Origin of the sequence: Micromonospora noduli, from assembly GCF_003264475.1 — a bacterium.
Taxonomy (GTDB): Bacteria; Actinomycetota; Actinomycetes; order Mycobacteriales; family Micromonosporaceae; genus Micromonospora; species Micromonospora noduli.
In genome coordinates, this window is sequence record NZ_PYAC01000029.1 from 1 (window position 1) to 17,583 (window position 17,583).

General features: G+C 71.2%; 17 protein-coding genes. 5 read left to right on the forward strand and 12 right to left on the reverse strand.

The features are described from left to right. Positions 1–79: 79 nt before the first annotated feature. The 3 genes from MED15_RS24365 to metH form a co-directional block, all read right to left on the reverse strand. Entirely contained in the window at positions 80–775 is a 696-nt protein-coding gene (locus MED15_RS24365; protein ID WP_112587398.1) for an MOSC domain-containing protein, read from the reverse strand. Positions 776–1,106: 331 nt separating this feature from the next. Then, positions 1,107–1,562, reverse strand: coding sequence for a hypothetical protein (locus MED15_RS24370; protein WP_146766745.1), 456 nt, complete (start codon positions 1,560–1,562; stop codon positions 1,107–1,109). Between the two features lie 201 nt (positions 1,563–1,763). After that, complete coding sequence (gene metH, locus MED15_RS24375; protein WP_425271091.1) at positions 1,764–5,264, reverse strand: methionine synthase; 3,501 nt, start codon at positions 5,262–5,264, stop codon at positions 1,764–1,766. Positions 5,265–5,540: 276 nt separating this feature from the next. Here metH and MED15_RS24380 point away from each other — a divergent pair, with 276 nt between their 5' ends. Both MED15_RS24380 and MED15_RS24385 read left to right on the forward strand, forming a co-directional pair. Next, positions 5,541–6,410, forward strand: a complete 870-nt coding sequence (locus MED15_RS24380; protein WP_030332815.1) for a PAC2 family protein — start codon at positions 5,541–5,543, stop codon at positions 6,408–6,410. Positions 6,411–6,533: 123 nt separating this feature from the next. Next, a complete protein-coding gene (locus MED15_RS24385) occupies positions 6,534–7,325 on the forward strand; it encodes a GntR family transcriptional regulator (protein WP_091408867.1) in 792 nt (263 codons plus the stop codon). 111 nt (positions 7,326–7,436) lie between these two features. On the opposite strand, the gene mshC is transcribed toward MED15_RS24385, so the two are convergent. The 6 genes from mshC to MED15_RS24415 form a co-directional block, all read right to left on the reverse strand. After that, on the reverse strand, positions 7,437–8,675 hold the full coding sequence (gene mshC, locus MED15_RS24390; RefSeq protein ID WP_112737068.1) for a cysteine--1-D-myo-inosityl 2-amino-2-deoxy-alpha-D-glucopyranoside ligase: 1,239 nt from the start codon (positions 8,673–8,675) through the stop codon (positions 7,437–7,439). Between the two features lie 66 nt (positions 8,676–8,741). Then, positions 8,742–9,560, reverse strand: a complete 819-nt coding sequence (locus tag MED15_RS24395) for an SCO1664 family protein (RefSeq protein WP_112587406.1) — start codon at positions 9,558–9,560, stop codon at positions 8,742–8,744. Next, complete coding sequence (locus tag MED15_RS24400; RefSeq protein ID WP_088948067.1) at positions 9,557–10,141, reverse strand: DUF3090 domain-containing protein; 585 nt, start codon at positions 10,139–10,141, stop codon at positions 9,557–9,559. Before MED15_RS24400 ends, MED15_RS24395 begins: the two co-directional genes overlap by 4 nt. Before the next feature lie 157 nt (positions 10,142–10,298). After that, positions 10,299–11,003: an MSMEG_4193 family putative phosphomutase gene (locus MED15_RS24405; RefSeq protein WP_112587408.1), complete on the reverse strand. Its 705-nt coding sequence runs from the start codon at positions 11,001–11,003 to the stop codon at positions 10,299–10,301. Between the two features lie 133 nt (positions 11,004–11,136). Further along, the gene (locus tag MED15_RS24410; RefSeq protein WP_112587410.1) at positions 11,137–11,973 is read right to left on the reverse strand and encodes an undecaprenyl-diphosphate phosphatase; all 837 of its coding nucleotides are present in this window, start codon (positions 11,971–11,973) and stop codon (positions 11,137–11,139) included. After that, positions 11,970–13,022 carry an LLM class F420-dependent oxidoreductase gene (locus MED15_RS24415; protein WP_091408471.1) on the reverse strand — a complete coding sequence of 351 codons (1,053 nt, stop codon included), beginning with the start codon at positions 13,020–13,022 and terminating at the stop codon, positions 11,970–11,972. Before MED15_RS24415 ends, MED15_RS24410 begins: the two co-directional genes overlap by 4 nt. A gap of 186 nt (positions 13,023–13,208) precedes the next feature. Here MED15_RS24415 and MED15_RS24420 point away from each other — a divergent pair, with 186 nt between their 5' ends. Next, positions 13,209–14,180 carry an aldo/keto reductase gene (locus tag MED15_RS24420; RefSeq protein WP_112587412.1) on the forward strand — a complete coding sequence of 324 codons (972 nt, stop codon included), beginning with the start codon at positions 13,209–13,211 and terminating at the stop codon, positions 14,178–14,180. 85 nt (positions 14,181–14,265) lie between these two features. Here the strand turns inward: MED15_RS24420 and MED15_RS24425 are convergent, their stop codons facing one another. From MED15_RS24425 to MED15_RS24435, 3 genes are read right to left on the reverse strand one after another with little or no spacing between them, the layout of a single operon-like run. Next, on the reverse strand, positions 14,266–15,168 hold the full coding sequence (locus tag MED15_RS24425) for a hypothetical protein (protein WP_112737069.1): 903 nt from the start codon (positions 15,166–15,168) through the stop codon (positions 14,266–14,268). Between the two features lie 13 nt (positions 15,169–15,181). Beyond that, complete coding sequence (locus MED15_RS24430; RefSeq protein WP_112587416.1) at positions 15,182–16,243, reverse strand: WXG100 family type VII secretion target; 1,062 nt, start codon at positions 16,241–16,243, stop codon at positions 15,182–15,184. Continuing rightward, positions 16,240–16,572, reverse strand: a complete 333-nt coding sequence (locus MED15_RS24435) for a hypothetical protein (protein ID WP_112587418.1) — start codon at positions 16,570–16,572, stop codon at positions 16,240–16,242. The genes MED15_RS24430 and MED15_RS24435 overlap by 4 nt, the downstream gene beginning before the upstream one ends. 92 nt (positions 16,573–16,664) lie before the next feature. Here MED15_RS24435 and MED15_RS24440 point away from each other — a divergent pair, with 92 nt between their 5' ends. Then, a complete protein-coding gene (locus MED15_RS24440) occupies positions 16,665–17,084 on the forward strand; it encodes a YbaB/EbfC family nucleoid-associated protein (RefSeq protein WP_158629563.1) in 420 nt (139 codons plus the stop codon). Continuing rightward, positions 17,081–17,583: TY-Chap domain-containing protein (locus MED15_RS33270; protein ID WP_208646720.1), on the forward strand; the 503-nt coding region annotated here is incomplete at its 3' end. The genes MED15_RS24440 and MED15_RS33270, both read left to right, overlap by 4 nt.

Here is a 17,583-nt window from a genome sequence, read left to right on the forward strand (position 1 = left end):
CTTCGCCGGCAGCCCGGTGTCCGATCTCGGGACCTGAATGACAGATCGGTCTCAGGACCTGCGTGACGCCGCCCGGTTCTCAGGCTGGCATCAGTTCGACGACATCATGCAGTTCGATACGACCAGGGCGTTCGACTGTTGCCCACACGCCGAACGTCAGGTCGTGGTGCTCGGCAACCGTCCTCAAGAGGTGTCCATGCTCCGGGGCGCCCTCCTGTGCGAGGTCGATCATGACGCATCGGGTGAGCCGGCGACGTGGTCGCAACACCACGTCGGATCCGATACGGATGGTTCGCCCGAGCCAGCGATCCTCGGGGAAGTCGCTGCCCGGTACGTCGACGAGCAGATTCGCCCGGAACCGCAATGGATCGATCGGCTCCCCCAACAGGTCATGCAACCGCCGTAGCGCGGCTGTGCTGATCAGGCTTACCGGACCCTCGTCATGGTGCATGACCTTCGCTTCGCGCTCGATCGTCACGCGGCGGGCCAGTACCTCGCTCACAGCCTCGTGTCCTGCGAGCTCATCCGCAGGGAAGCGGCGTCCGTCGGGCAGTTCCACGACCGGCACCGGATCACCAGAATGTCCGCGCAGTGTGAACATGCCAGGCATCCGCCGGAAACGACGGGTGTTCTTCCCACTGCCCAACTTCCCGTCTGCGTCACGCACTGCCCACAGGCGGTCACCAACGAGTCCTCGCTGGTCGACCTCGACTGTTGCTAGCTGCTCACCGAGCAGTGACTTGATCGGATACCGGCGGATCTCGGCTAGCTTCATCGAGGTCACTGTAGATCGCCCCGACCGGGCAAGATCGTCCAGCTCGGATGTGTCACTCACGTCCTGAGACCGATCTGTCATACAGGTCCTGAGACCCGACATCGCCGGCAGCCCGGTGTCGTACTCCGCTTGATCCGTTACACATCAGCTTCACTTGACCGGTTACACCGGCCTTGAGCATGCCGGACACGGTCCGTGACACTGGCCGTCCACCACGCTGATGCCCCAGGCATCCACTTCTGCCGAATTGAAGTGCGTGTCACCAAACGATCACTCTGTGCCGGTCTCGTGGCCGAGGTAAAGCCAGAAGCGCAGGCCCGGGCTCATGCCATCAATCGAGGCAGTGGACATGGACGACGATGTGCTGTGGCTGACCGCCCGTGTCTCGGTGCAGGACCTCAAGCTCGACCCGGTGCCGGTCCTCTGAGACGGGGTCGTCCTTCTCGCCGGCCAGGCAGGTTGGATAGGTACCGTCGTTGTGCAGTGTCCCGCTCACGTCCTGCCAGCGTTCGGCGATTACTGAGTAGATCGTGTCGCCATCGAGAGGGCCCCGTAAGGCCTCGTCTTCCTCAAAGGCGATGGACCTGGTCTGGTCGTTCGACCAGGTGACCGTCCCAACGAGCAGCTCCGGCTTGGCGGTGTGCGGATCGTCGGCAAGCTTGGCCGCCCCGAAGCCGCCGACCAGCCCTACGGCGACCAGCGCTAGGGAGAACGCCATCGTTGCGAGGCGACGACTTGGCGGGGTAGCGACCGCAGCTTGCAGCGCGTCGGCGGATGCCACTGGCATGCCTGCAAGGTACGCGATCGGCGCCCACAGGGCTGGCCCAAAGCGCACTCTGATGCCGCGATCCGCGCGTCTTGACCGGCATCGAGGACCGCTACCCCCGCCGATAGGACGGCCCGGAAGCCGCTGACGGCCTAAAGACGGCATGATCATGGTTCAGCGGTTCCGGACGACCTCAGGTGCAGGTCAGGGCACCTACGCCCGTCACTTGGCGTTGAAGTAGTTGGCCTCCGGGTGGTGGACCACGATCGCGTCGGTGGCCTGCTCCGGCATCAGCTGGAACTCCTCGGACAGCTCGACCCCGATCCGGTCCGCGCCGAGCAGATCCATGATCTTCGCCCGGTCCTCCAGGTCGGGGCAGGCCGGGTAGCCGAACGCGTACCGGCAGCCCCGGTAGTCGTTGTGCAGGATGCCGGCGAGGTCCGCCGGGTCGTCGTGCCCCAGCGGACGACCGTCGGGCAGGGTCATCTCGGCGCGGATGCGCTGGTGCCAGTATTCGGCGAGGGCCTCGGTGAGCTGGACGGAGAGCCCGTGCACCTCCAGGTAGTCGCGGTACTCGTTGCGGGCGAACAGCTTGGCCGCGTACTCGCTGACCGGCTGGCCGACGGTGACCAGCTGCAACGCGACCACATCGAGCTGGTCGCCCTGTGGCCTGAAGAAGTCCGCCAGGCAGAGCCGCCGCTCCTGGCGTTGGCGGGGGAAGGAGAACCGGGCGCGCTCCGCGTGCCCGTTCTCGTCGAGCACCACCAGGTCATTGCCTTCGGAGTACGCGGGGAAGTAGCCGTACACCACGGCTGCCTCAAGGACCTGGTCGGCGATCAGCCGGTCCAGCCAGTACCGCAGCCGCGGCCGGCCCTCGGTCTCCACCAGCTCCTCGTAGGAGGGTCCGCTGCCGCCCCGGACGCCACGCAGCCCCCACTGCCCGGAGAAGGTGGCCCGCTCGTCGAGCAGCGCTGCGTAGTCGGCCATCGGCACGCCCTTGACGACCCGGGTGCCGAAGAACGGCGGGGTGGGCACCGCCACGTCGGCGGCCACGTCGGAGCGGACCGAGGAGTCGTGCAGCTCCGGCAGCGACGTGGTGACCATCGAGCGCTGCCGTTCCCGGCGCGCCCGCCGGGCCGCGAGGGCCGCCTCCCGCTCCGGGTCGATCACCGGGGCGCCGCCGCGCTTGGCGGTCATCACCCGGTCCATCAGGGACAGACCCTCGAACGCGTCCCGTGCGTAGTGCACCTGCCCGGGGAACGTCGACCGCAGGTCGTCCTCGACGTACGCGCGGGTCAGCGCCGCCCCACCCAGCAGGACGGGCCAACGCTCCGCGACCCCGCGGGTGGCCATCTCGGCCAGGTTCTCCTTCATGATGACGGTGCTCTTCACCAGCAGCCCGGACATGCCGATCGCGTCGGCGCGGTGCTGCTCGGCGGCGTCCAGGATGGCGCTGATCGGCTGCTTGATGCCGATGTTCACCACCTCGTAGCCGTTGTTGGACAGGATGATGTCGACCAGGTTCTTGCCGATGTCGTGCACGTCGCCGCGCACGGTGGCGAGCACGATGCGGCCCTTGCCGCCGTCCTCTGCGGTCTCCATGTGCGGTTCCAGGTAGGCCACAGCGGTCTTCATCACCTCGGCGGACTGGAGCACGAACGGCAGCTGCATCTGGCCGGAGCCGAACAGCTCACCGACCACCTTCATGCCGTCCAGCAGGATGTCGTTGATGATCGACAACGGGGACCGGCCGCCGGCCATCGCCTCGTCCAGGTCGGCCTCCAGGCCGTTGCGCTCGCCGTCGATGATCCGCCGCTTGAGCCGCTCGTCCAGCGGCAGCGCCGCCAACTCCTGGGCGCGGCTGGCCCGGGCGCTGGTCACGTCGACGCCCTCGAAGAGCTCCAGGAAACGTTGCACCGGGTCGTATCCCTCGCGACGCCGGTCGTACACCAGGTCCAGGGCAACCTCGCGCTGCTCGTCGGGGATCTTCGACATCGGCAGGATCTTGCTGGCGTGCACGATCGCCGAGGTCAGGCCGGCCTGCACACACTCGTGCAGGAACACCGAGTTGAGCACCTGCCGGGCCGCCGGGTTGAGCCCGAACGAGATGTTCGAGATGCCCAGTGTGAAGTTGACCCCCGGGTAGCGGCGGGAGATCTCCCGGATCGCCTCGATCGTCTCGATGCCGTCGCGGCGGGTCTCCTCCTGGCCGGTGGCGATCGGGAAGGTCAGCGCGTCGATCAGGATGTCGGAGCGGTCCATGCCCCACCGGCCGGTCAGGTCGTCGATCAACCGCGCCGCGACCCGGACCTTCCACTCCTGGGTACGGGCCTGGCCCTCCTCGTCGATGAGCAGCGCCACCACCGCCGCGCCGTGCTCACGGACGATCGGCATCACCCGTGCGTACCGGGATTCGGGGCCGTCGCCGTCCTCGAAGTTCACCGAGTTGACCACGCAGCGGCCGCCGAGCATCTCCAAGCCGGCCTCCACCACGTTCGGCTCGGTGGAGTCCAACATGATCGGCAGGGTGGACGCGGTGGCGAACCGGCCGGCCAGCTCCCGCATGTCCTGTGTGCCGTCGCGGCCGACGTAGTCCACGCACAGGTCGAGCAGGTGCGAGCCGTCGCGCGCCTGACTGCGGGCGATCTCCACACAGGCCCGCCAGTCGCCGGCGAGCATCGCCTCCCGGAACGCCTTCGAGCCGTTGGCGTTGGTCCGCTCCCCCACCATCAGCACCGACGCGTCCTGGGCGAACGGCACCGGGTGGTAGACCGAGGAGACGCCCGCCTCGTGCTGGGGCTCGCGGGCCGGAGCGGTGACGCCGTGCAGGCGCTCGGCCAGCACGCGGATGTGCTCCGGGGTGGTGCCGCAGCAGCCGCCGACCAGCCCCACGCCGTACTCGGTGATGAACCGCTCCAGGGCCTCGGCCAGCTCCACGGGAGTCAGCGGGAAGTACGCCCCGTCGGCGGTCAGCACCGGCAGGCCGGCGTTCGGCATCACCGACAGCGGGATGCGGGAGTGCTGCGACAGGTAGCGCAGGTGCTCGCTCATCTCGGCCGGGCCGGTCGAGCAGTTGAGCCCGATCAGGTCCACGCCGAGCGGCTCGATCGCGGCGAGGGCCGCCCCGATCTCGCTGCCGACCAGCATGGTGCCGGTGGTCTCCACGGCCACGTGACAGATGATCGGCACCGACTGGCCCAGCTCGGCCATCGCCCGCTTCGACCCGACCACTGCCGCCTTGACCTGGAGCAGGTCCTGGCAGGTCTCGATGATCAGCGCGTCCGCGCCGCCGACGATAAGACCCGCGGCGTTCTCCTGGTAGGCGTCGCGCAGGGTCGAGTAGGCGGCGTGCCCGAGGGTGGGCAGCTTGGTGCCCGGCCCGATCGAGCCGAGCACGAACCGGGGCCGCTCCGGGGTGCTGGCCGCGTCGGCGGCCTCCCGGGCGATCCGGGCGCCCGCCTCGGACAACTCGCGGATGCGGTGCGGGATGTCGTACTCGGCGAGGTTGGCGAGGTTGGCCCCGAAGGTGTTGGTCTCCACGCAGTCGGCACCGACGGCCAGGTAGGCGTCGTGCACGCCGCGCACCACGTCGGGGCGGGTGACGTTGAGGATCTCGTTGCACCCCTCAAGCCCGTCGAAGTCGTCGAGCGTGAGGTCCGCGGCCTGAAGCATCGTGCCCATCGCGCCGTCGGCGATGAGAATCCGCTCAGCCAGCACATCCATCAATGAAGTCCGCACCCGTTCAGGTTAGTGCGATTCGGCCGGACTCCACGACCATCCTCGAGCGATCCCCTATTGTGTCACGGTTATCACCCTGTCTGGTTCGTTCGGGTATGACCTGCTGCCGGAGCGGCCGACCGGCGCGGCCGACGGGCCGCACCCTCGCCCTGCACGTAGGCTGACGGACGTGAAGGACAACAGGGACGCCGCCGTGCCACACGGTATGACGACCGGGCGCGGTCCCGGCGCCAGCCGCGACGAGCAGGGTGAGGTGACGGCGTGACCGAGTTCGACGGACTGCCGGTGCTGCGGTCCCCGGTGGCGATCGCCGCGTTCGAGGGCTGGAATGACGCCGCCGACGCGTCCACCGCCGCGGTCGAGCACCTGGAGCAGGTCTGGAACGCCCGGCAGATCGCCGAGCTGGATCCGGAGGACTTCTACGACTTCCAGGTCAGTCGGCCCACCATCACCATGGCCGACGGGGAGACCCGACGGGTGGAGTGGCCGACGACCCGGTTCATGGTGGCCAGCCCGGAGGGCACCGACCGTGACGTGGTGCTGATCCGCGGCATCGAGCCGAGCATGCGCTGGCGGACGTTCTGCGAGCAGGTGCTCGAGATCTGCCACAGCCTGGAGGTGGAACGGGTGGTGCTGCTCGGCGCGTTGCTGGCCGACGTGCCGTACACCAGGCCGCTGCCGATCAGCGGCAGCGCCTCTGACGCGCAGGCCGCCGAGCGCTACCAGCTCACCCCCACCCGCTACGACGGGCCGACCGGCATCGTCGGCGTGCTGCACGACGCCTGCACCCGCGCCGAGGTGGACGCCGTCTCGTTCTGGGTGCACGTACCGCACTACGCCAACAACCCCCCCTGCCCGAAGGCCACCCTCGCCCTGCTGCACCGGGTCGAGGAGGTCGTCGACCTGCCGGTGCCGATGGCCGACCTGGCCGAGGAGTCCGCCGAGTGGGAGCAGCGGGTGCGCAGCGCCGCCGAGCAGGACGCCGAGCTGGGCGAGTACGTCCGCGAGCTGGAAGAACGGGTCGGCGACGAGGGGATCACCCCGTTGACCGGCGACGAGATCGCCCAGGAGTTCGAGAAGTACCTGCGCCGCCGGGGTGGTTCGGCGGGCCCCACCGCCGGCTCCTGGTAGCACTGTTTCGCTGCGGGCCTTCGGACCTTTTGTGGTCCGAAGGCCCGCTTTCGCGTGTCCGGGGTGGCGCCGTCACAACCGCTGGGGCATCCTAGGAACCTAGATGTGATCAAGGAGGCGAGTGTGCAGATCAATCCCGGTGCCGCGGAGTTCCCGCACCGACAGATCGCCGCGCAGCTCAAGGCCCAGGTCCGCCGCGGCGACTGGGGGCCGGGCGAGCGGCTGCCGTCCATCCCGGCCATCGCCGAGATGTTCGGCGTCGCCAAGCAGACCGTGCAACGCGCCGTCGACCAGCTGCGGGTCGAGGGCATCCTGATCACCAAACCCGGCTCCGGTACGTACGTCCGGGGCACCCGCCGCCGCCTCAACCGCCTCTCCCGAGGCCGGTACGGCGGCTTCCGCGGCTACCACACCGACCTGGCCGCCCGATACCGCCAACAGCTCGTCTCCGTGGGGCACGCCCCCGCCCCGGCCGAGGTGGCCGACGCCTTCGGCGTGTCAGACGGCACCAACCTGCTCTGCCGCCGACACCTCGTCCGCACCGACGACTCCCCCGTCGAGGTGGGTGCCTCCTGGTTCCTGCCCCGCGACACCGCCGGCACCTCGCTGGAGCGCACCGAGGCGTTCGGCCGGCCGCTCTACCAGGAGGCCGAGGAGGCGACCGGACGACGGTACGTCTCGGCCACCGACACGATCAGCGCCCGCCAGCCGAGCCGGGAGGAGGCCGAGACCCTCCAGATCCGGCCGGACACCCCGGTGCTGCACCTGCTGCACGTCGCGTACGACGCGCACCGCAAGCCGATCGAGGTGTCCCAGGCGACCTGGCCCGGCCCCATGACCACCCTCACCGAGGAGTACAAGATCCCCGGCCCGACCCCCGACCCGGAACCCGACCCCGGCCTGGTCCTGGGCTGAACCCTCGCCAAGGTCGACTCGGTTTCCTGGAAGTCGGGGCATCGCAGCGCCCGGGACACCGCGACCTTCTGAAAATCGAGTCGATCAAGCGCGCGGCACGACGCGCGTGGGCTAGAGGCGGATGCCCAGGAGGGCGTCGACAGTCTTCGCGAAGAGGGCAGGCGCTTCGGAATCGTCGGTGGCACCGGCGAGGGTCGCCTCGGCCCAGCGGTCGGCTGCGGCCAGGGCTCCGGGGGTGTCCAGGTCGTCGGCCAGGCGTGCGCGTACCTCGGACAGCAACTCGACCCCGGACGGCCCGGCAGGCGCGGCGGCGGCCCGCCGCCAACGGTCCAGGCGCTCGTACGCGGCGGTGAGCAGGTCGTCGGTCCAGGTGCGGTCGCTGCGGTAGTGCCCGGAGATCAGCGCCAGCCGGATCGCCATCGGGTCGACCTTGTCGGCGCGCAGCCGGGACACGAAGACCAGGTTGCCGCGGGACTTGGACATCTTCTCGCCGTCCAGACCGATCATGCCGGCGTGGACGTAGTGCTCGGCGAACGGCGCCTGGCCGGTGAGCCGCTCGGCGTGCGCGGCGGATGCCTCGTGGTGCGGGAACAGCAGGTCGTTGCCGCCGCCCTGTACGTCGACCCGGTCGCCGAGCAGGTTGAGCGCGATCACTGCGCACTCGATGTGCCAGCCGGGGCGGCCCGGGCCCAGCTCGCCGCCCGGCCAGGACGGCTCGCCCTCGCGGGCGCCGCGCCACAGCAGCGGGTCCAGTGGGTCCCGCTTGCCGGCCCGGTCGGGGTCGCCGCCGCGCTCGGGGAAGATCTCCAGCATCTGCTCGCGGGTCAGGTTCGACTCGTAGCCGAAGCTGGGAGTGGCGGAGATGTCGAAGTAGACGTCGCCGGTGCCGTCGTCGAGCCGGTACGCGGCGCCATCCTTGAGCAGCACCTCGACCTTGTCGGCGATGTCCGGAATCGACTCGACAGCGCCCACGTAGTGCTCCGGCGGGATGATTCGCAGCGCCTCCATGTCCTCCCGGAACAGCGCCGTCTCGCGCATCGCCAGGACCACCCAGTCCTCGCCGTCGCGGGCGGCCCGCTCCAGCAGTGGGTCGTCGATGTCGGTGACGTTCTGCACGTAGCGCACCGGGCGGCCGGCGTCGCGCCACATCCGCTGCACCAGGTCGAATGTGATCATGGTGGCGGCGTGACCGAGGTGCGTGGCGTCGTACGGGGTGATGCCGCAGACGTACATGCTTCCCGCGTCGGCCGGCTCACTCGGGTGGACACCCTGCCGCGCCGAGTCGTACAACGCCAGTGGCTCGCCCCTGCCCGGCAGCCGTGGCACCTCGTGTCCCGCCCAAGACTCCATGGGATCAGCCTAGCCAGCCCGACGACGACGCCGGAGCACCCCACGGGTGATCAAGATGACAGCGGGTCACATGGGCGGCCAGGGCATCGCCGGCCAGTCCTCCGGAGGCTGGGGGAAGCAGCCGGTCTCGCGCAGCCGGTCGACCCGGGCGGCCACCTCGGCCACCTCGCTGATCGTCAGGTGGTCGGCCAACTCCGCGCCGAGCGCACCGGCGACCTGCCCGGCCAGTGCGTCGAGCATCTCCACGGCGTCCGCGGGCAGCCGCTTACCGGCCCAACCCCAGAGCACCGTGCGCAGCTTGTCCTCCACGTGGAAGCTCACCCCGTGGTCCACGCCGTAGATCCGGTCGTCGGCGCCGACGAGCACGTGACCGCCCTTACGGTCGGCGTTGTTGAGCACCGCGTCGAGCACCGCGAGCCGGGCCAGCCGCGGGTCGTCGGCGTGCGCGAGGGCGTACGCGGCGCCGTCGTCGTCGCGGGCCGCGGCGATCGGGATCCAGCGCGGCGGCAACTCCCCGGCGGGCAGGAAACCGACGAGCGGTTCGGCGTCCTCCGGCTCGTCGATCCACAGCTGGCAGGAGCCGGGGCCGAACGGGCCGTCCCGCAGCACGGTGGGCGGCACCAGGTCCCATCCGGTGGCCCGGGAGACCAGGTACGCCGAGACCTCCCGACCGGCCAGGGTGCCGTCGGGGAAGTCCCAGAGGGGGCGCTCGCCACGGACCGGCTTGTAGACGCAGCGGGCGGTCAACCCGTCCAGGGTCAGGATGCCGCGCAGCGTCGTGTTCGACGCGTCGACCAGCCGACCCTCCAGGTCGAGGACGCCGTCACGCAGCAGCCGCAGCGCGGCGTCGCCGTCCTGGCGAGGCTGGAGGCCGGACGAGGTCACCGGTGATAACCGTTGTGCCGCGGGCAGAGGTGCCCGGCGGGGTCCAACGGTTGGCCGCAGAGCGGGCACGGTGGCCGGCCCGCGTTGACCACTCGCCGGGCCCGCTCGATGAACTGGCGGGTCGCCTGCGGAGTGAGCCGGACCCGGAGCCGATCCAGGTCCTCGTCCGGCTCTTCGTCCTCGTCGTCGTCCTCGTCCTCGTCGTCCTCGTCGCCGAGCTCGACCTCGGGCTCCACCTCGCCCGCCGCGATCGCCTCGATCACCACGGTCGCGGTGTCCACGTCGAAGGCCAGCCCGAGCGTCCCGACCCGGAACTCCTCGTCGACCGGAGTGTCCAGCGGCTCGTTGTCGCCGATCACCGGCGCCAGCTCGGGCAGGTCCACCCCGAAGCGACGCTGCGCCTCGGTGAGCAGCTCCTCAAGCTTCTCGGCGAGCAGGGACACCTGGACCTTCTCCAGCGCGACGCTGACCAGCCTGCCGCCGCCGCGGGCCTGCAGGAAGAACGTGCGCTCCCCCGGCGGCCCGACAGTCCCGGCGACGAACCGCTCCGGCGGTTCGAAGGCGTGCACCTGGTGGGTCATACCCACGACCCTATCCGGCCCGCCTTGGCGTCGCGCACCCCACCGACGCGAATCGCCGCAGCGGCGGCGCGCCCGGCGTACCAGGGCCTAAACCCGGGCGTGGCGGCCTTTCTGGCGTGCGCCGACGCTCCGGCCGGGGGCGGTGTCGTGACGCGCCTCACCGCGACGCACCCGCCCCGCCGCCGACGGCCGCGTCCGAGTCGGCCACGCGGTTCGCGCGCCGACGCCGCTTGACCGGCGGCGGCACCAGTGCCGCCAGGTCGCCACCGGTGTCGTTGAGTCGCACCAGAAACGGACGCAGCGGCGTGAACCGGATCGCCGTCACCGACGCCGGGTCGGCCACGATCCGCTGAAAGGCATCCAGGTGTACGCCGAGCGCGTCCGCCACGATGGCCTTGATCACATCGCCGTGGCTGCACGCCAACCAGACCGCCTCGGGCCCGTGCTCGGCGGTCACCCGGGCGTCCCAGGAACGCACCGCCGCCACGGCACGCGCCGCCATCGCCGCCATCGCCTCCCCACCGGGGAAGACCGCCGCGCTGGGGTGCTGCTGGACCACCGGCCAGAGCGGCTCCTTGGCGAGCTTCTTCAGCGGCTGCCCCTCCCAGCTGCCGTAGTCGCACTCGATCAGCCCGTCCTCGACCACCGGGGCGGCCTGCGGGAGCGCCAACTCCAGGGTCTGCCGGCACCGGATGAGCGGGCTGGTCACCACCGCGGCCAGCGGCACCGCCCGCAACCGCTCGCCGACCGCGGTGGCCTGGGCGCGCCCGGTGTCGTCCAACTCGACCGGCTGGCGGCCGGCCAGGCCGCCATCGGCGTTCGCCGTGGTTCGGCCGTGTCGCAGAAGCAGAAGGGTCGCCACGGGACCACCCTATGACCTGGGCCCGGCGCCGGGCCGTCGCGGGCTCTGGCGGCACCACCCGGGGAGCGGCGGGACGACGAGTGCGGCCCCCGGCTGCGCCTGCGGGCGGAGCCGGGGGCCGTCGGCAGATCGGTCAGGTGGCGTCGATCGTGCCGGTCAGCAGCAGAGCCAGGACCAGGGTGCCCAGCGCGACCCGGTACAGCACGAAGACGTACAGGGTGTGGTGGGCGACGTAACGCAGCAACCAGGCGATGGCCGCGTAGCCGATGCCGAACGCGATGAGGGTGGCCACGATCGTCTGGGCCACCGTGGGCACTGACGTGCCCGGGGCCGACGGTTCGAAGACGTCCCCGAGGCTGAACACGCCGGACATCACCACCGCCGGAATGGCCAGCAGAAACGAGTACCGTGCCGCCGCCTCCCGGGTCAGGTTGAGCAGCAGACCTGCGGTGAGCGTGCCGCCGGAGCGGGACACCCCGGGGACCAGCGCCATCGCCTGGGCGAAGCCCATCACGATGCCGTCCTTCATCCGGAAGTTCTCCAGGGTGCGGGTCTGCCGCCCCCAGTACTCGGCGAACGCCAGCACGAAGGCGAACACGATCAGCGTGGTCGCCACCACCCACAGGTTGCGCCCGGCGGTCTTGATCTGGTCCTTGAACACGAAACCGAACAGCCCGATCGGGATCGAGCCGACGATCACGTACCAGCCCATCCGGTAGTCGAGGCTGGAGCGGACCGACTTGTCCCGGATGCCCACCAGCCAGGTCCGGGTGATCCGCCAGATGTCCTTGGCGAAGTAGATCAGCACTGCCGCTTCGGTGCCGAGCTGGGTGACCGCTGTGAACGACGCGCCGGCGTCCCGGTCGAAGAAGATCGCCGAGGTGATGCGCAGATGCCCCGACGAGCTGACCGGAAGGAACTCGGTCAGTCCCTGGACGATGCCCAGGACAATGGCCTCGACCCAGGTCACTCGCCGACTCCCGAGAGGTCGAGAGCCTCGGCGACGGTACGCAGGGTCTGCACACCGCTGTCCCGGTCGGCCACGAAGAGCGTCACCGACAGCGTGGTGACGCCGGCCGCGGCGTACTCCCGCATCCGCTCGGCGATGCGCTCCTTCGGGCCCAGCAGCGAGGTGCGGTCGATGAACTCCATGGGTACGGCGGCGGCGGCGTCGCGCTGCCGCTTGGCCAGGTACAGGTCCTGCACCTCGCGGGCGGCGTCGCCGTAGCCCATCCGGGTGGCGAGCTGGTTGTAGAAGTTCTGCTGCCGGCTGCCCATGCCACCCACGTAGAGAGCGGCGTACCAGCGGACGAGTTCGGCGCAGGAGGCCACGTCATCGCCGATCACCACGGGCACCGACGGCACCACGTCGAACCCGGCCAACTCCTTGCCGACCTTGGCCCGTCCGGCGGCCACCGAGGCGAGCTGCTCCTCGGCGAACTCCGGGGCGTAGAACACGGCCAGCCAGCCGTCGGCGATCTCGCCGGCCAGCTCCAGGTTCTTCGGGCCGACAGCGGCCAGGTAGATCGGTATGTGCTCGCGGGGCGGGTGGAAGCCCAGCCGCAGGGCCTTGCCCGGGCCGTCCGGCAGCGGCAGCGTGTAGTGCTCGCCGTCGTACGCCACCTCCTTGCGGGCGATGGCCAGCTTGACGATGTCGACGAACTCGCGGGTCCGCGCGAGGGGCTTGGCGAAGCGCACGCCGTGCCAGCCCTCGGACACCTGCGGGCCGGAGACACCCAGGCCGAGGCGGAACCGACCGCCGGAGAGCGCGTCGATAGTGGCGGCGGTCATGGCGGTGGCCGCCGGCGTACGGGCGGGGATCTGCATCACCGCGGCGCCGACGTCGATCCGTTCGGTCTGGCCGGCCATCCAGGCGAGCATGCTGGGCGAGTCGGAGCCGTACGCCTCCGCCGCCCACACCACCGAATAGCCCAGCCGGTCCGCCTCCTGGGCCAGCGCCAGGTGGTCGGCCGGTGTGCTCCACGCCGTCTGGTATCCGAGACTGAGCCCGAGTCGCACTGGTCCTCCCCCATCCGTGGCACAGGTCGCCCCAGGTTACGCAATGCCGATAACGGACTCGATCACCGGCTCGACCCCTTTGATCCCCCCTCCATCGGGGCAGCCCGGGGCGGCGGAACCGGCAGAACCGGCAGAGATACGGGAGCGAGGATATCCGTGGCGGCACGTTCGAAATAAGGTTCACCCATGCAACAGCGACCGCTCGGCCGAAGCGGGCTGGCGGTTTCCCGGCTCGCGCTCGGCACCATGACCTGGGGCCGGGACACCGACGCCGACGATGCGGCCGCTCAGCTGAAGAGTTACCTCGACGCGGGCGGCAACCTGATCGACACCGCCGACGTGTACGGCGACGGCGACGCCGAGTCGGTGATCGGCTCGCTGCTGGGCTCCCTCGTCCCCCGTGAGGAGCTGCTGATCGCCACCAAGGCCGGGTTGCGCCCCGGCAGTGGCCGACGTCGGGACGGCTCCCGGGGGCACCTGCTGCGCACGTTGGACGCGTCGCTGCGCCGGCTCGGCACCGACCACGTCGACCTGTTCCAGGTGCACGGGTACGACCCGGACACCCCGCTGGAGGAGACCCTGGCCGCCCTGGACCACGCGGTGGCCAGCGGCAAGGTCCGCTACGTCGGGGTGTCGAACTTCTCCGGCTGGCAGACGGCGCGGGCCGCCGCCTGGCAGACCGCCTGGCCGGGGCGGGCGCCGGTGGTCGCGTCCCAGGTGGAGTATTCGCTGCTGGAGCGGGGCGTGGAGCGGGAGGTGCTGCCCGCGTGCGACGCGCTCGGTCTCGGCGTGCTGCCCTGGTCGCCGCTGGGCCGGGGCGTGCTCACCGGCAAGTACCGGCACGGCCGCCCGGCCGACTCCCGGGCCGCGTCGCCGCACTTCGAGCGGTTCGTCTCGACCTACCTGGAGCCGCGCTGCTCCAGCATTGTGGAGGCGGTGGCGACCGCGGCCGGTGGGCTGGGGGTGTCGCCGTTGGAGGTGGCGTTGGCGTGGATCCGGGACCGGCCCGGCGTGACCGCGCCGATCCTCGGCGCGCGAACGGTCGGGCAGCTCCTCGGTGCGCTCGCAGTGGAGCGGATCACCCTGCCCGAGGAGATCACCACCGCGCTGGACGACGTCTCCGCGGTGCCGGTCGGCTACCCCGAACGCGACGGCTGACCGGCCGGCCGGGTCACGGCTGGCCCCGCCCGCCGGGTCACGGCTGGCCCAGCACGCCGGGTCACGGCTGGCCCCGCAGGCCGGGTCACGGCGTTGGGCGCTGTCCGGGGAGGTCGTGGATCGCGGTCAGGAAGCGCGACTGATCGTCGCGGAGCGCGGGCTGGGTGAGCCGGATCCACGAGCCGTCGTCGAAGACGATCGTGGACGTCAGCTGCACGAGCCCGGTCGCGCCGCGCTCCGAGTCGACCCGGGCCACCCGGTCGCGGCGCACACTCCACAGCACCCGCGGTTGCCGTCGGTCGGGCCGGTCGGCGTCCGGGCGGGGGCCCATCCGCAGCAGGTGCAGGTGGGTGTCGGTCACCGCCAACGGGGTGCCGCTGTAACGCTCCAGGAAGAGCAGCAGGCTGCCGGCGAGGGTGGCGAGGTCGCCGCTGAAGACGAACCGGCGACGGTAGGCGATCTCGGCGAGCTGCTCGGCCAGCGGGCGGTACAGGCTGAGCCGGAACAGGGCGCGGAACGCCTCCTGCTCCTCGGTGAGCGGGATGGGATCGCGCTGCACCCGCTGGTGTGGGGCCGGCTCCGGTTCGGCCGCCTCCGGCACGCCGGCGGCGATGGCACCGGCCTTACCGGGCAGCAGCAGCACGCCAGCGGCCAGCCGGACCGGCGTCAGCACCGCGTCCACCCAGACCACCGGGTTGACGATGTTGAGTAGCCCGAACAGCACCTTCGGGTCGAGCGAGTCGACAAACTCGTCGGCCATCACATCGGCGAGCTGCCGACCGGCCTTGTGGGTCTGCGGGGCGCGGACCGGGCCGAGCCCCACGTAGCGCAGCTCCTGCCCGGGCAGCAGTGGCGCGACGAGAGCACGTTCGGGTTCGTCGCTGGTGCGGAACTCGTCGCGCAGCTCGCGGGCCTTGTCCCGGGCGGCCCGCGCGCCGCCGAGCACCGCGTCGGTGAACCGACCGAGCCGGCCTCGCTCCCCTGACATCACGCGTTCCTCCCTAGCGGCCCGCCGGCTGACCCGCCGGCGGCTGCCCGAAGACATTCTGGTCGATCCAGTCCGCGCCGCCCTGCACCGCCTGGTCGATCTGGTCGCCGACCTGTTCGCTGCCGGGAACGGAGAGCCCGCTGGTCAACGCGACAGTCCCCCAGGTGACGCCGTGCACGACCGAGTTCGGCACGTTCCACGGCAGGTTCGTCGCCCAGTCCCGGGCGATCACCCGGGCCCCGTCGGCGACCCCGTGCGCCCGCAGCGCGGCGGCCCGGTCGAGGACGCCCATGTCGAACGGGGAACCGGACTTGCCCAGCTTGTAGGTGCCCTTCGTGGGGTCGAAAATCTTGTGGAACCACTTGTCGGCCTTGCCGGCGGCGTGTCGCTTGTCGGCGTACTTCTTGCCGGTACGCAGCTTGTCCTGCATCTTGACCAGCTTGTCGAGGTGTGCCTGCAGCTTGCGCAGGTACAGCATGACCCGCTGGAGCAGGCGGATGACCTTCTGCAGGTGCACCGCCAGCGGTCGGATGACCTTCAGCATCCGGGTGACCACGACCAGGGCCCTGGTCACTGTCACGCCGACGCCGACCGCCCAGGACGCCCCCATGGTCACCGGCGCCATCAGCAACGCCGTCACCAGCGTCACCAGGAGGAAGTTCACGAACTCCACGCAGAGGTCCACGAGCACGTCGTGCACGGTCTGCAGGCCGTCGGCGACACTGCGCAGGTATTCCGCTGTCGCGGCGAACTGGTCGGCGACGTCGAGGAGCTGCTGTTCCACCTCGGCCAACCGCTGGCCGTACGCCACACCGGACGGTGAGCGCCAGCCGGCCTGCGCGGACTCCCGGGTGCCGCGGTGACCCTGGGCCAGCTCGCGCACCTGCCCGGCCAGCGCGTCCCACTCGGTGGCCTTCGCGCGCAGCACGGCGGGCTCGCCGTCGACCAGGTCGACGAGCTGGATCAGTGGCCAGGCAAGGGTCCGGCAGACACTGTCGACGGCGTCCTGCACTCCGGAGAGTGCGCTGTCCAGGCCGTTCCACAGTTGGACGGCGCTGCCGGCCGGGCCGCTCATCCGGGCAGCCCCGACTGGATGGCCTTGAATCCGGCGTCGAGGTCCCGTTCGTTGTGCTCGTACGCCTCGACCGTGTCGGCCAGCGCCGTGGCGACCCGGCCGAACGCGGCGTTCGCGGCGGCGAACAACTCCTTGCCGCCGGTGACCTGCTCGGCGTACTTGTCGCGGAGCATGTCGCTGGCGAACGGCAGGTGACCGAAGGCGTCCGACGGCACGTCGCCGGCCGAGACGATCTGCCGCTCCAGCGCGGCCAGCGAGCTGGCGACCTGCTTGGCGGCTGTCTCCAGTCGACGGACCGCCTGCACGTCGACATCGATATCCGGCGGCATGCCGTTCCTCCCCCATGAGTCGAGCGCACCGACGATACGATCTCCCGGCCGCCGGGCACCACCCGGTCGCACGATTCACGGGGAGGAATCTCATGACGGACCCGACGTCCGCGTTCGACGCGCTCGCCGGGCGGATCGCCGACATCGAACGCCGGTTCGCGGGCCTCCGCGACGACCTGGCCGAGCTGTCCGGCACCGCTGTCGACGAGAGCGGGCTGGTCTCGGCGACCGTCGACGCCACCGGCGCGCTGACCGGCCTCACCCTCGCGCCCGCCGCCCTGCGCGCCGGCACGGAGGGGGTGGCCGAGCTGGTGCTCGACGCGTACCGGCGGGCTCGTGAGGTCGCCTCCGGGCACGTCGACGAGCACACCGAGGGGTTGGACGTCGCGCTCGGCGCGGGGCTCGGCGACCTGTTCGGCACTCCGGGGGACTTCTCGGCGCTGGGCCGGCTGGAGGAGACCGTGGCCCGGCTCGGGCGGCTGGACGACCGCCTGCCGGGCGCACCGGCGTGACGTCGCCGACCTGGCCGGAGATTGCCGCTCGGCTGCGGGACACCGTCGCCCGCTGCGACCGGGACACCGACCTGGAGCTCTCCGCCGGTCCGCGCGGGATCCGGCTGCTGGTGCGCCGCGAGGTGGTGCGGGTGATCTGCCCCGGCCACGACGAGGCACGCCTGGCCGCGCTCGGCTGGCACCGCCCGACCGGCGACGAGGGCTGGTGGTACGAGGCTGCGCGCACTCCGGAGCAGGTGGAGCGGCTCAGCGTGTTCGTGACCCGTACCGCCGCCGAGGTGTTGACCGACGAACCCGGCACGCTCTCCTGCCGGGCGCTGCCGGCGGCCGCGCACCCCGGCCCGCCGGCGGCACCGGCCGCGGGCCCCGGCCCGCCGGCGGCGCCGGCCGCGCACCCCGGACCAGCGGCTCCGGCCGCCCCGGCTGGACCGGCGGTGCCGGCTGCGCGACCTGGACCAGCGGTTCCGGCCGCTCGGCCCGGACCGGCGGCGCCGGCTGC

Excerpts from the sequence above, each read along its gene's own strand:
- MED15_RS24430 (WP_112587416.1), bottom strand. The coding sequence starts at position 16,243 with ATGAGCGGCCCGGCCGGCAGCGCCGTCCAACTGTGGAACGGCCTGGAC.
- MED15_RS24435 (WP_112587418.1), bottom strand. The coding sequence starts at position 16,572 with ATGCCGCCGGATATCGATGTCGACGTGCAGGCGGTCCGTCGACTGGAG.
- MED15_RS24420 (WP_112587412.1), top strand. The coding sequence starts at position 13,209 with ATGCAACAGCGACCGCTCGGCCGAAGCGGGCTGGCGGTTTCCCGGCTC.
- MED15_RS24440 (WP_158629563.1), top strand. The coding sequence starts at position 16,665 with ATGACGGACCCGACGTCCGCGTTCGACGCGCTCGCCGGGCGGATCGCC.
- MED15_RS24365 (WP_112587398.1), bottom strand. The coding sequence starts at position 775 with ATGAAGCTAGCCGAGATCCGCCGGTATCCGATCAAGTCACTGCTCGGT.
- mshC (WP_112737068.1), bottom strand. The coding sequence starts at position 8,675 with ATGGAGTCTTGGGCGGGACACGAGGTGCCACGGCTGCCGGGCAGGGGC.
- MED15_RS24425 (WP_112737069.1), bottom strand. The coding sequence starts at position 15,168 with ATGTCAGGGGAGCGAGGCCGGCTCGGTCGGTTCACCGACGCGGTGCTC.
- metH (WP_425271091.1), bottom strand. The coding sequence starts at position 5,264 with ATGGATGTGCTGGCTGAGCGGATTCTCATCGCCGACGGCGCGATGGGC.
- MED15_RS24400 (WP_088948067.1), bottom strand. The coding sequence starts at position 10,141 with ATGACCCACCAGGTGCACGCCTTCGAACCGCCGGAGCGGTTCGTCGCC.
- MED15_RS24370 (WP_146766745.1), bottom strand. The coding sequence starts at position 1,562 with ATGCCAGTGGCATCCGCCGACGCGCTGCAAGCTGCGGTCGCTACCCCG.